Here is a 14,257-nt window from a genome sequence, read left to right as displayed (position 1 = left end):
ATTAAACATAAAAAAATGTGCCTGCCATGTACTACAGCAGACACACCCAAAATTAAAAACTATTTAAACTAAATCTTTTACTGCCGTCACAACCGCATCGGTCGTAATACCAAACTCAGCAAACAAATCAGCAGCTGGAGCAGACTCTCCAAAGGTATCCATGCCAATTACTTGACCATCTAGACCAACAAACTTATACCAGTAATCTTTGATACCTGCTTCTACCGCCACTCGTGCATATACATCACTTGGTAATACGGCTTCACGATAAGCGGCATCTTGAGCGATAAATACTTCCGCACATGGCATAGAAACCACACGTACACCAATACCTGCATCGCTAAGCTGAGCTTGTGCTTGCATTGCTAGCTGGACTTCTGAACCTGTCGCAATAATAATTGCCTGTAAATCTCCTTGCTCTTTAGATAGCACATAACCACCTTTGGCGATGTTGGCAACTTGACTGTTATCGCGCGCTTGATGTGGTAAACCTTGACGGCTTAAAATCAGTGCCGATGGTTTATCACCAGCTTTAACCGACTCAACCCAAGCGGTTGCTGTTTCTACCGTATCACATGGTCGCCATGTATTTAGATTTGGTGTACTACGTAAGCTAGCAACCTGCTCTATTGGTTGGTGAGTAGGTCCATCTTCGCCCAAGCCAATTGAATCATGGGTATACACGCTAATCACTTGTTGTTTCATCAACGCAGACATACGCACCGCATTACGTGCATATTCCATAAACATTAAGAAAGTAGCCACGTATGGGATAAAACCACCATGCAGGGCAATACCATTAGCGATGGCAGTCATACCAAACTCACGCACACCATAGTAAATATAGTTACCATCAGCATCGGTTTGGATACCTTTTGCGCCTTCAAATAAGGTAAGGTTTGAGCCTGCTAAGTCAGCCGAGCCACCTAAAAATTCTGGTAGCATTTTTTGTAATGCGTTGATAGCGTTTTGACTGGCTTTACGAGTGGCAACCACTTCGCCTTTTTCTTGACATTCTGCAATATAAGCTTGTGTTTTGGCTTCAAACTCAGCTGGCAGGTCACCTGCTAAACGGCGTTCAAGCTCAGCAGCAAGTTCTGGGTATGCTTTTTTATATGCAGCAAAATCAGCATCCCAATTTTTTTCTAGCATGTCGCCTTTTGCTTTGCCATCCCAAGCTTCATAAATTTCTTCATCAACTTCAAATGCTGGCTTTTCCCACCCTAATTCTTTACGGGTCAATGCAATTTCTTCATCGCCCAGTGGTGCACCATGGCAAGATTCTGTGCCTTGTTTGTTTGGTGAACCTGCACCAATGACAGTTTTACAGATAACTAATGTTGGTTTGCTAGTTTCTTCTAACGCTGCTCTTGTGGCGGCATCAATTGCTTCACTATCATGACCATCAACTTTGATAACTTGCCAATTATAGCTTTCAAAACGTTTTTGCGTATCGTCCGTAAACCAGCCTTCTACTTCACCATCAATAGAGATGTTGTTATCATCGTAGAAAAACACCAATTTACCAAGCCCCAAGGTGCCAGCCAACGAGCAAACCTCATGGCTAATGCCTTCCATTAAACAACCGTCACCTAAAAACGCATAGGTATTATGGTCAATGATATTATGACCTTCTCGGTTAAACTGTGCTGCTAATGTTTTTTCTGCAATCGCAAAACCAACCGCATTCGCAATACCCTGCCCTAAAGGACCTGTGGTTGTTTCTACCCCTGGGGTATAACCATATTCTGGGTGACCTGGGGTTTTTGAATGTAATTGACGGAAACTTTTTAAATCATCAATACTGACATCATAACCTGTTAGGTGTAAAAGTGAATAAATCAACATTGAACCATGACCATTTGACAAGACAAAGCGGTCACGGTTTGCCCAGTTTGGATTGGTTGGGTTATGTTTTAAAAACTTACGCCATAATACTTCGGCAATATCTGCCATGCCCATTGGTGCACCTGGGTGACCAGAGTTGGCTTGTTGTACCGCATCCATTGATAATACACGGATAGCATTGGCAAGTTTACGTTGATTGATTGGGGTCGGCATAATGCGTTCCTGTTTAAAAAGTTAATTAAATTGGCTAAGAATTGAAATAAAATTTAACCTACATATTTTACCTTATTATTAAATCAATTTGTGGATGGATTGGTATAAAATACCGTTTATTTATAACTCTCTAGTTAGATTCTGTGACTTGTAAGATAATTTAACCCAATTAAAAAGGCAGGTTTTTTAAAAACCTGCCTTTACTTATGCTTTTAATAATTAGTTAGCTACTAACCAATTACTTCAACTCCACCCATATAACCACGCAAGACTTCAGGTATTGTAATTGTGCCATCTTCATTTTGATGGTTTTCCATAATCGCAAGTAACGTGCGACCTACCGCCAAACCAGAGCCATTTAGTGTGTGCAATAGCTCAGTTTTTTTGCCGTCTTTGGTGCGGGTGTTCATACGGCGCGCTTGGAAATCGCCACAGTTTGAACAGCTAGAAATCTCACGATACGTATCCTGACTTGGCAACCATACTTCAATATCATACGTACGCTTGGCACTAAAGCCCATGTCACCAGTACATAATTGCACCACACGGTAAGGCAGATTTAACTGCTGTAAAATATACTCAGCCTGAGCCGTCATATCTTCTAATGCCTGAGCAGAGTCATCGGCACGGACAATGTTCACCATCTCTACTTTTTCAAACTGGTGCTGACGAATCAAACCACGGGTATCTCGTCCTGCTGAACCGGCTTCACTGCGGAAGCAAGGTGTATGTGCTGTCACCTTAATAGGCAATTGCTCTAAAGGTACAATGTCATCACGTACACTGTTAGTTAACGGCACCTCTGAGGTTGGGATTAAATAATAATCACGCTCCCCACGTAGTTTAAATAAATCTTCTTCAAACTTTGGTAGTTGCCCTGTACCTTGCAAACTATCACTATTGACAATGTAAGGCACATACATCTCGGTGTAACCATATTTTTGTGTGTGCGTATCTAACATAAACTGGATTAATGCACGATTTAAGCGAGCCAGCCCACCTTTTAAAACACTAAAACGACTACCTGTTAGTTTGGCTGCCATTTCAAAATCTAGTAAACCTAAGCCTTCACCTACATCGGTGTGATCTTTAATTTCAAAGTCAAATTGTCTAGGCTCGCCCCATTTGCGGATTTCCACATTGTCTGCTTCATCTTCGCCTATTGGCAAACCATCTTCTGGAATGTTTGGAATTTGCAACGCATTACTGTTTATACTTTCTTGTAAGGTACGCAAGCTTTCTTCGGCTTGTTTAATTTCTGCACTTACTGCTTGCATTTGTTGCATTACTTCGGTGGCGTCTTCACCATTACGCTTAAGCTCGCCAACTTGTTTTGCCCCTGCATTACGTTTTGCTTGCAGCTCTTCTGTTTTAACCTGCAATGACTTACGTTTGCTTTCTACGTCTTGCCAAAATGACATATCTAGCTCATAGCCTCGAGTTGCCAATTTAGCTTTAAGCTCGGTTAAATCGCCACGCAATAATTTTGGGTCAATCATTTGGTTTCCTTAATATATAAAACAATGTATAAATTTTTTATTAAAATATGTGTATATGATACCAAGCCTACCCTTTTTTGACCATCTTTAGCGCTTAATTTATAACAAATAAAGCCGATAACGGTTGCCTAGTTAGTAGGTTTTGGGTAACATTACAAGATTAATTTAATTCACTTTATTTAGTAAACAAATCTTGTTTTTTGTTTACCAGTTGGAAGATACCCCATGGCCTTATACCCTTATACCCTACAGCCCGTTGCACTTAATATGAGCGAAGCCGAATTTGAAAAAGCACAAATGGCGTTGTTTGATAAAAGCAGCCAATCTTTTGGTTTATCAAACATTAAAATGAAAGAGTGGATTATTATGGCTATCATCACCGCTTTAGCACTTGGCGGTTTATATTATGTCACTGGCTACTCAACTGCTCTATTTTGGGTAATGCTAGCGGGGGTTGTTTTATATATTGCCATACGCACATTAGGGATGAAGTGGTATGTTAAACGTGAGTTTAACAAGCAAATGGCAGAGCAAGACATGCCAGAAGAGATGAAACAAGTAAAACTTGGCGTGCAAAAACAAGGGTTAGTTATGTCTATGCCTGCACCACAACAAAACATGAGCAAGTCAATGCGAGGCATGCAAATGCGTATGCCGAATAACCAGCAAGCCGTTATCCCATGGAATGCCGTGACAGGATGGGATGAGACTGATGAGTTTATGTTTATTATGTTTGAGATGCGTGGTCAAAAAGGCAGCCAAATAATCCCTAAACGTATGCAAGCGCAAAACTTACCTATTGATACCATAAAAAAACATGTATTAGAAGTGGTTCCTACCAAAGGTATACAAGCGGTTGAAATGAGCTAGTTGTAATATCAAAAATAAAAAGCCTGCATCAATAGCTGCAGGCTTTTTTGTATCATTTAACATTACTGTTAGCTTATATAGCTTTATTCATCATCCAACAATACCGACTCTAGCGCAATAATCATCATGTCATTAAAGGTGTTTTGACGTTCTTCTGATGTGGTTTGCTCACCGGTTTTAATATGGTCTGATACAGTACAAATAGTAGCAGCCTTAGCACCAAACTCTGCAGCCACACCATAAATACCGGCAGCTTCCATTTCAACACCCACAATACCGTATTTGGCCATGGTATCAAACATGGCTGAATCTGGTGAATAGAATAAATCGGCCGAAAATAGGTTACCTACTTTTGGCGTAATGTTAAGGTTTTTAGCCGCTTGTACTAATGCTTGTGTCATGCCAAAGTCTGCCGTTGCTGCAAAGTCATAACCACCAAAACGAGTTCGGTTAACCATAGAGTCAGTTGAAGCACTCATGCCAATCACCACATCGCGCACTTTAATGTCTTCACGTACTGCACCACAAGAGCCAACACGAATAATCTTTTTAACACCAAAGTCTTTAATCAGCTCAGTCACATAAATAGAACATGAAGGGATACCCATGCCATGCCCCATAACCGAAATACGACGCCCTTTATATGTGCCCGTAAAACCAAACATATTGCGTACATCACACACTTGTTTAACATCATCTAAATAAGTTTCTGCAATGTATTTTGCACGTAATGGGTCACCCGGCATTAATACAACATCTGCAAAATCACCTTGTTCTGCATTAATATGAGCAGTAGCCATTTTTTTCTCCTATTTTTATTTAAATATTTATGCAATATTCTCTAAATATTGTTCTAAATCTTGTTTAATCGCCTCAATGGCTAATTTTGCTTGAGCGAGTGTTTCACCTGCTGTGTCTAAATATATTTTTAACTTTGGCTCGGTACCAGATGGACGGAAAATCACACGATGCCCACCCGCTAAATAAAACACCAAGATATTGTTGTCTTTTTCAGTTTTGAGATGATCAACGTAAGACTCTACGGTAAAATCTGCCATGTTGGTAAATGGCTCATTTCTTACAGTCGCCAATATTCGGTTGATTCGCTCTAAATCTTCAACACGGACGCTGATTTGGTCACTAACTAAAGCACCAAACGTTTTAGTAAACTCTTGTCGATACGCTTTAAATGACTGCGCCAACGTTTTTCCTTCACTTTTTAGGTCATTTATTAAATCTAAAAAGCAAATAATTGCCGAAATACCATCTTTGTCATGCGCACAGTCTGGATTCACTAAATAACCAAGTGCCTCTTCATACCCAAAAATTAAATTAGGCAGACGACCAATCCATTTAAAACCGGTTAAGGTTTCTTTATGCTCTAACCCTGTTGCTTTGGCAACCTTTGCTAAAGCAGGACTAGAAACTAAAGAACACGCTAACACACCTTTTTTGCCTTCGGCTTGTGCTTTTTTAGCAATGTGCCAAGCTAAATACAAACCAACCTCGTTACCGTGCAGAGTTGCCCACTCGCCTGCGTCATCAGCCACAGCAACAGCCAATCGGTCGGCATCTGGGTCATTAGCAACAATAAACTCTGCGCCCACCTCTTTGGCTTTAGCAATCGCTAAATCTAAGGCACCTGCCTCTTCTGGGTTTGGAAATGATACCGTAGGAAAGCTACCATCTGGTGTGCATTGCTCGTCTACCAAAATTGGTTTTGGGAAACCTATTTGTTCTAACGTTTGCAATAAAGTTTGAGTACCAATACCGTGCATAGCGGTATAAACGTATTTTAACTCATCATCAATTTTTGCTTGATAGACAGCCGCTGATTTTTGAATGTAATCATCAATTACATTTTGATGGATGGTGCCATAATCATTACTGCGTGGTAACTCATCCACTTTTTGGTTAGCTGCCACCCATTCAATTTGTTTGGCAATTAACGCATCATTTGGCGGTACAATTTGTGCGCCATCATCTTCATCACCTAAAAACACTTTATAGCCATTGTCTTCTGGCGGATTATGACTCGCTGTCACCATAACCCCCGCACTGGCATTTAGCTTACGCACAGCATAAGCCAATACCGGAGTTGGACGAAAGTCAGGCATGATTTGAGCATTGACGCCCATACCCTGCATAATTTCGGCAGTGTCTTTTGCAAAGATATCTGAATTTTTGCGAGCATCATAACCAATCACAATACTTGGAGCGGCATTACGCTCAAGCAAAAATTTTGCTAACCCTGCAGCCGCTTGCGCCACCAATACACGGTTCATGCCCATAGAACCTGCCTGTAAAGGACCACGCAAACCTGCCGTACCAAACTGTAAACGACCTGAAAAGCGAGCCGTTAACTCTTCAACATTATTATTGTCAATCAAGGTTTGGAGTTCATTTTTAGTTTCAATATCTGAGTCTTGGTCTGCCCAGTTTTGGGCAACATGTAACACATTATTCATCTTTATTACTCCAGTTTTATTATTCAACAACCTCATAAATCTCTGGCGTTGGTTCATAAGTTCCTTCATCAATCGTGACAGCATTTAACAAGGCATCTGCTGCGGCTTGCCAACTTTGCTCATCTTTAGCGTGGATAACCGCAAGCGGTGTATCTTTTTCAACTTTTGTACCAAGCGGTAAAATCTCGTCATAACCAACACTTAAGTCAATCTCATCTGTTGCCACACGACGACCACCACCCAGTCCAATCACTGCCACACCAACACTGCGGGTGTCCATGGCTCGCAAAGTACCTACATTTGATGAGAATACTGGTTTAATGACATTTGCTTTAACCAAATAATTGTCATAATTATCAACAAAATCAGCAGGTCCACCTTGCTCAGTTACCATCTTAGCAAAGTATTCTGCCGCTTTACCACTATCAAGCGCAGACTGAAGCTGCGCGTTGGCATCAGCTTTATCTTTTGCTAACTTACCATTAATCAGCAATTGCTCACATAATGCCATATTAACCGCATGTAAACGTGGGTTGATGTTTTCACCACGCAAATACTGTACTGCCTCACGTACTTCAATCGCATTACCAGCGCTGCTTGCTAACACCTGATTCATATCGGTTAGCAATGCCGTAGTTTGGCAACCTGCATGGTTAGCAACTTCAACAATTGACTTAGCTAGAGCAACAGAGTCTTCATATGTTGGCATAAACGCCCCATTACCAACTTTTACATCCATTACTAAGCTATCTAAGCCTTCTGCCAGCTTTTTAGATAGAATAGACGCGGTAATTAAATCAATAGATTCAACCGTTGCGGTAATATCACGTGTTGCATAAATGCGTTTATCAGCAGGGGCTAGGTCTGGTGTTTGCCCGATAATAACGCCACCTGCACTTTTTACAATACGTTTAAGTTTATCTGGATCAGGGAAGGTATCAAAACCAGGAATTGCAGACAGTTTGTCTAGTGTTCCGCCAGTATGCCCTAAGCCGCGACCAGAAATCATAGGTACATAAGCACCACAAGCCGCTACCATCGGCGCCAGCATCAAAGATACCACATCACCGACCCCACCTGTTGAGTGTTTATCAACAATAGGACCATCTAAATTGGCATCTGCCCATTGTAATACCCGACCAGAATCACGCATGGCTGTGGTTAGGTGGGTACGCTCGGCAATTTTCATCTTATTAAAAAAGATTGCCATACACATAGCGGCAATTTGCCCTTCACTGGTGGTGTCTTCTGTCACACCTTTAACAAATTCTTGTACTTGCTTGGCAGATAACTCGCCACCATCTCGTTTAATTTTAATAATTTCCTGAATTAGCATGGAAACTCACCTCATTAATTGATCATTTTGATTATGGATATAATTTTGTTAAACACACGATTTGTTTATTAATAACTTGCCGTATTTTCTGCTGGTGCTTCATCATTTAACGTTGCTAATAAACTGCCTAGCAAACCTGATGCACCAAAACGGAAGGTATCAACCGTTATCCAATCTGCCCCCATTATTTGCTCGGCAAGTTGAATATAGGCTTTTGCGTCTTCACTGCTGCGCACACCACCTGCGGCCTTAAAACCAACCTGTTTGCCACTTGCTTTGATGGCATTAAGCATGATTTCTGCTGTTTCTAAAGTTGCATTAACCGCCACTTTACCGGTTGATGTTTTAATAAAATCCGCCCCATTGGCAATGGCAATTTCACTCGCCTGTTTTATTAGCTCAGCCGTTTTTAGCTCGCCACTTTCAATAATCACCTTTAACGTTGCACCTGCTGATTGGCAAGCTTCTTTACAAGCTTTTACAAGCTCAGCACCTACCTGCTCGTTGCCAGCAATCAATGCACGATATGGGAAAACAACATCTACTTCGTCTGCGCCTGCCTCAACGGCTTCTATCGTCTCTTTTACAGCAACGGCAATGTCATCATTACCATGCGGAAAGTTGGTTACTGTTGCAACTTTAACATCAGTTGCCTCATTATCTGCAAGGGCTTGTTTAGCCGTTTTAATAAACTGAGGATAAATACACACAGCTGCGGTATGCCCAAAGTTGTTTTGTTGTTTTGCGCATAACTCTTTAATAGCCTGTTCTGTATCATCTTCATTTAGGCTGGTTAAATCCATCATGCTAAGTGCCTGTAAAGCGTATTCTTTAGTTGCTTCTGTCACTTTATTCTCCGTTATTTTCTTTTCGCTAAAATTGTATAAAGTTTCGGGACTCATGACATTACTCATAAGTTCCGAAACTTCAAAAAAATTATATTATGTTAGATATTGGGTATGCTTTGACTCAGTACGTTATGGTGAGACATGTTATATTTATTGACACTCACCAAATATACAATCTAATCAAACATTACTTTAGTTGCCTAATCTTTAAACACCAACACCCAAAGCAGCGGCACCAGACAAGCCAATGAATAAGCCAGCAATGGTTGCAGACATTAGGTTAGATAAAGACCCGGCGATAACCGCTTTAATGCCTAGACGAGCAATGTCATGACGACGATTTGGGGCAATTACCCCTAAACCACCAATCAAAATAGCAATAGAGCTTAAGTTGGCAAAGCCACACAAAGCAAATGAGATAATGGCTTGAGTTTTATCAGATAACACAACGGTACCTTCTTTTAATAGATTCGTGTACTCTGCATAAGCAACAAACTCGTTTACAACCACTTTTTGACCAATTAAAGAACCTGCGGTTTGCGCTTCTGACCAAGGCGTACCAATCACCCAAGCAAGCGGAGCAAAAATGTAACCTAAAATTTGTTGTAAGGTGATTTCGCCATAACCAAACCAACCACCAACACCACCAATAATGCCATTTAATAAGGCAATCAAACCAATAAACGCAATCAGCATGGCACCCACATTCATTGCCATCTGCATACCGGTAATTGCACCTTCTGCCGCTGCATCAAGCACATTGGCTGGTGGCGTATCATCTTCGGCAATTTCAAAGTTTTCAATTTCTTTGACTTCTTCAGTTTCTGGCATAATGAGTTTTGCAAATAACAAGCCACCTGGCGCTGCCATAAATGAGGCTGCAATAAGATAAGGTAATGGCACACCCATGCCAGCATAGCCAGCCAAGACAGAACCTGCAATAGACGCTAAGCCACCACACATTACCGCAAACAAATCAGACTCAGACATACGAGAAATATATGGCTTAACCACAAGTGGAGCCTCAGTTTGCCCAACAAAAATATTTGCCGCGGCAGACATAGAGACAGGTTTTGAAGTCCCCAAGATTTTTTGTAACCCACCACCAATCAGTTTAACAAACCACTGCATGACACCCAAGTAATACAGTACTGCCACTAATGACGAGAAGAAAACAATAACAGGCAAAACACGCAAGGCGAAGATAAAACCACCACCGCCGAATACTTCAAACATTTTGTCTGACATTAACCCACCAAACAAAAATTCAATGCCGGCGTTACCAAACTCTAAAACTTTGGCAACAGCAGATGACATCGCACCTAACGCTTTTTGTCCCGTTGGCACATACAAAATAAAAGCACCAATTAAAAATTGTAATGCAAAAGCACCAACAACAGTACGCAGATTGATAGAACGACGATTGTTTGACATCAATAAGGCAATGGCAATTAAAACTATCATGCCAAGCACACTTATTAAAATACTCATTAGGCTTTTCTCCTAAAAAATTACATAAAAAAATAGTGGTATTGAAGGTCACCAAATAAAGGCGTAAACTTAACCCAATAAAATGCGTATTGTATGATAAACGACCTTAACAAACCAGTTAAGAAACCATAAATAATTTTATAATAACAACTTTAATATCAAACAAATGAATATACAAACTGATCTTCAGACAAAACTAGAGTGCCTACCCCAAAAATTGAAAGACTTGTTTCAAGCAAACCTTACTATTTTTAATACCAATAAATTGCCACCTAAACAACAAACTGATGGCTTTGCCTTTTTACCAAACACCTTTGTAAAAACCTTACTAACACAAACCAAACTCAACAAAACCGAACTTGGATTAGCGTTATTACCGCTTGCCGCAAGTTATGCCGTTGCACCGATATCCAACTTTAAAGTTGGAGCGGTGGCTTTTGATGATCAAAACAATGTTTATTTAGGCGCAAACTTTGAGTTTTCAGGATGCCACATCGGACAAACCATACATGCTGAGCAAAGTGCCATTTCACACGCTTGGATGCGAGGTGCAAAACAACTTTCTTTGCTATTCATCAACTACCCGCCTTGTGGACATTGTCGTCAATTTATTAACGAGGTAAGGCTCACTAAAGACTTTAAAATTGTATTACCAAATGAGGTCAGTCCAACACAAAAATCTCTTAACGATTACTTGCCTGATGACTTTAGCGGCACCGACTTAGGCATCTCTCAAAAAATATTGGACGATGTTAACGACCATAGTGAGTATCATAACAACAAAATATTTAAAAATGATTGCAAAAAAATGGCGTTAGAAGCATGCCAAACCAGTCATGCCCCATATAGTGATAATAAAAATGGAGTCGCGTTAACCTTTACAGATGGTAGTATAATTGCCGGGAGATATGCCGAAAATGCCGCTTTTAATCCTAGCTTACCTGCCTTGCAAGTGGCACTAAACTTTAGAAGAATGCAAGGGAAAAACTGGCAAAATATCACAAAAGCCATGATGGTAGAAAAAGTAGCCAAGTTGAGCCAAAAAGACAACACCTGCCAGCTATTAACCAGTATTAACCCTCAAATAGAGTTAGAGTATGTTTTGATTAAATAGTTTAGTAAAATAAAACATAGATATTTATATGATTTGTTTTTTAAAACAAAAAAGCCTTGTTATGATAGTTTACACAAATCGACAAGAGGTATGCCTCTGTTATTAATCTGTTTTAAACAAGTACAAGGACTATCAACATGACAACTAACCAAATCGGCTTATCATCAAACCAAGTAGCACAAGTTATCGACAAACTAAACGCCCTACTTTCTAGTTACCATGTTTTTTACACCAATGTGCGAGGTTATCATTGGAATGTGAAAGGCGAACATTTTTTTGCGTTACATGCTCAGTTTGAAGAAATCTACACTCAGTTGCAGACTCAAATTGATGAAATTGCAGAACGTATTCTTACCGTGGGCGGAACACCACTGCATGCCTACAGTGACTTTGCGATAAACGCCAGCATTACTGAACATAAAAATGTATTTGAAGGGCGTAAATGTGTCTCTGGCGTTGTTTCTGGTTTGCAAACGTTAATTGAAGAGCAACGCATACTGGCTGATATTGCCGAAAACGCAGGTGACCAAGGTACAACCGATTTAGTTGCTGGCTATACCAGCGAACAAGAAAAAATGGTATGGATGTATAATGCATTTTTAGGCTAAATAAGCCAAAGTACCTAACACCCTAATCAAAAAAGCACCTAAAAATTTAGGTGCTTTTTTTAAATGGGCAATACAAGTTACACATCGTATTCATCCCAAACGGCATCTGCTGGCTGAGTCTTAAGTACTTGTTTTTGCAAACGCACCAAACCTGCTTGCATACGCTCTTGCAAAATCTCTGTTAACTCTTTTTGGGTTTTATCTTCTGGATAGATTGCTTCAAGTGGTAAGACATAAGCAGTAATCTTACCCGCTTTTAATACCTTATCTAAACTTTGTTTCATGGTGATATTACCAAAATAGGCGGCATCATCACTAATGTTACCATCGGCACCAACATAACAAATGACGATTGGTTGAATTGGCAACCCTGTTTGCATAACCGCCTGTAAAAGTTTGCCATAAACCCTTTTAACTTTGTGTCCACTGGTCGTAGTCGCTTCTGGAAAAAACACCACAGAAGAACCATCTTGCATAAAATCTGCAATTTGATTACCAACCGATCCAACATCACCAGAACCACGCTCAATAAATAAGGTTCCCGCTGCTTTAGCAAGCTTACCAACAACAGGCCAATTCGCAATTTCTGCTTTAGACAAAAAGAAGCATGGGCTGACACTCCCCACAACGGGAATATCTAACCAAGAAATATGATTTGATGCCCATAAACCGTGTGTTTGAGGCACAGGCTCTAGCTGTACAACCTCTAAATTAAAAGACTGACAAGTTTTTCGGCAAAAAGTTTGGATATATTTAGGTAAAATATCTTTTGGCGGTTCTTTAAAAGCACCTATCTGATAAGCTTTTTTAAAGCCACCTGTTACCACACCAGAAACCGACGTAAACATCTTCCCTTTTTTTATCCAATTAGCCATGCCTTCCTCTTAACGAACCATTGTTTATACATTTAACTAAGCGGATAGTTTATAACAAATTGATGTTGTTAGGCTAATTGAATATCAATTTTTATCAAAGTTGACATAATAAACCAAAGATATTTATTCTAAATTATCTCAAAAAATGCTGATAACGAGGATTAAACTGCTCAAAAGGAAGCCACACAAACACATCAGCGCAGTGAAAGTCTGGATCAAAACATGCATGGCTTGCCACATTTGCCCCCATGCGTAAATACATATTTAATAAAGAGGGAACAACAGGTGGCTGGCTAAGCAGCGATAGAGGCAAACGATGTTTTGGACGAATATCAATTTTTGGTGTTCCTTTTAAATTTGCTAGCCATGCGTTAACATCCCCTGCACCAATTGGTATCGAGCAGCATCCCATAAATGCATTAGCCTTTACTTGTTCTGCCACTTGCGCAATACCTTGCCACAATTGCATTAACACACTGGCACCTCGATAGTTATTGGCGATGCACGTACGCCCTATTTCAAGAACTGGATAAGGATAATCGCGCAAAAAGTTTTGCAGGTCAAACTCGCTATCACTATAAAAACGCCCTAACAAATTTGCTCTGTCACTATCTAACAAACGTGCAGTTGCAATGACCTCTTCGCCATCTAGCAAAATTAAATGAAAGCATGCCTCATCATAACGATCAGCATCTAGGTCATTATCAAACACAACACCAAATTGCTCTTTAAAACAGTTTGTACGCAGCTCTTGCGCTTTTAATAAAAGCTGCTCCGCTTGGTTATCAAACTGGCGAGATTGCGTGTCAATAATCACCGTATTTATTTTGTTTTTTATTTTAACTTCATTCACATCATTACTAGATAGCAGAGAATCTGCAGACATGGAAGACATGATTGGCACCTTTTATTTTATTCACATGATTTATATTTCAATCATTGTTTATACCTCTACCGACTGATACATTTAATTGATACGTCTCTTTATCAACCGATATAAGCAACCGACATAAACAACTGTCCAAACCCCATATTGATTTGACTATATCATCCTCAAACTTAATGACGAATAAGTGACATATCAGTT

General features: G+C 40.1%; 12 protein-coding genes. 3 read left to right on the top strand and 9 right to left on the bottom strand.

The window, feature by feature from the left end:
- Positions 1–63: 63 nt before the first annotated feature.
- Together tkt and serS are read right to left on the bottom strand one after the other, a co-directional pair.
- On the bottom strand, positions 64–2,061 hold the full coding sequence (gene tkt / locus VH441_RS08820) for a transketolase (protein WP_434353277.1): 1,998 nt from the start codon (positions 2,059–2,061) through the stop codon (positions 64–66).
- 230 nt (positions 2,062–2,291) lie between these two features.
- Positions 2,292–3,560 carry a serine--tRNA ligase gene (serS, locus tag VH441_RS08815; RefSeq protein WP_434353276.1) on the bottom strand — a complete coding sequence of 423 codons (1,269 nt, stop codon included), beginning with the start codon at positions 3,558–3,560 and terminating at the stop codon, positions 2,292–2,294.
- Positions 3,561–3,785: 225 nt separating this feature from the next.
- Between serS and VH441_RS08810 the strand changes: the two genes are divergently transcribed.
- On the top strand, positions 3,786–4,430 hold the full coding sequence (locus tag VH441_RS08810; protein ID WP_434353275.1) for a YcxB family protein: 645 nt from the start codon (positions 3,786–3,788) through the stop codon (positions 4,428–4,430).
- An 83-nt stretch (positions 4,431–4,513) separates the two neighbouring features.
- Here the strand turns inward: VH441_RS08810 and deoD are convergent, their stop codons facing one another.
- The 5 genes from deoD to VH441_RS08785 all read right to left on the bottom strand — a co-directional run bounded on the left by deoD (position 4,514) and on the right by VH441_RS08785 (position 10,573).
- Entirely contained in the window at positions 4,514–5,230 is a 717-nt protein-coding gene (gene deoD, locus VH441_RS08805) for a purine-nucleoside phosphorylase (RefSeq protein WP_434353274.1), read from the bottom strand.
- A gap of 27 nt (positions 5,231–5,257) precedes the next feature.
- Entirely contained in the window at positions 5,258–6,898 is a 1,641-nt protein-coding gene (locus VH441_RS08800) for a phospho-sugar mutase (protein ID WP_434353273.1), read from the bottom strand.
- Between the two features lie 19 nt (positions 6,899–6,917).
- Positions 6,918–8,234: a thymidine phosphorylase gene (gene deoA, locus VH441_RS08795; RefSeq protein WP_434353272.1), complete on the bottom strand. Its 1,317-nt coding sequence runs from the start codon at positions 8,232–8,234 to the stop codon at positions 6,918–6,920.
- 68 nt (positions 8,235–8,302) lie between these two features.
- Positions 8,303–9,136: a deoxyribose-phosphate aldolase gene (deoC, locus tag VH441_RS08790; RefSeq protein ID WP_434353271.1), complete on the bottom strand. Its 834-nt coding sequence runs from the start codon at positions 9,134–9,136 to the stop codon at positions 8,303–8,305.
- A gap of 153 nt (positions 9,137–9,289) precedes the next feature.
- Positions 9,290–10,573, bottom strand: coding sequence for a NupC/NupG family nucleoside CNT transporter (locus tag VH441_RS08785; protein WP_434353270.1), 1,284 nt, complete (start codon positions 10,571–10,573; stop codon positions 9,290–9,292).
- 166 nt (positions 10,574–10,739) lie between these two features.
- Here VH441_RS08785 and cdd point away from each other — a divergent pair, with 166 nt between their 5' ends.
- Entirely contained in the window at positions 10,740–11,687 is a 948-nt protein-coding gene (gene cdd / locus VH441_RS08780; RefSeq protein ID WP_434353269.1) for a cytidine deaminase, read from the top strand.
- Positions 11,688–11,824: 137 nt separating this feature from the next.
- A complete protein-coding gene (locus tag VH441_RS08775; RefSeq protein WP_434353268.1) occupies positions 11,825–12,295 on the top strand; it encodes a Dps family protein in 471 nt (156 codons plus the stop codon).
- A gap of 77 nt (positions 12,296–12,372) precedes the next feature.
- On the opposite strand, the gene VH441_RS08770 is transcribed toward VH441_RS08775, so the two are convergent.
- Both VH441_RS08770 and VH441_RS08765 read right to left on the bottom strand, forming a co-directional pair.
- Positions 12,373–13,170, bottom strand: a complete 798-nt coding sequence (locus VH441_RS08770) for a lysophospholipid acyltransferase family protein (RefSeq protein WP_434353267.1) — start codon at positions 13,168–13,170, stop codon at positions 12,373–12,375.
- A gap of 133 nt (positions 13,171–13,303) precedes the next feature.
- Positions 13,304–14,065 (bottom strand): GNAT family N-acetyltransferase, encoded by a 762-nt coding sequence (locus VH441_RS08765; RefSeq protein ID WP_434353266.1) that lies wholly within the window; start codon positions 14,063–14,065, stop codon positions 13,304–13,306.
- Between the last annotated feature and the right edge of the window lie 192 nt (positions 14,066–14,257).

The organism is Psychrobacter sp. HD31 (genome assembly GCF_051097895.1).
Classification (GTDB): Bacteria; Pseudomonadota; Gammaproteobacteria; order Pseudomonadales; family Moraxellaceae; genus Psychrobacter.
Note: the sequence above shows the minus strand (reverse complement) of the source record. Positions and strands in the feature narration are given on the sequence as shown.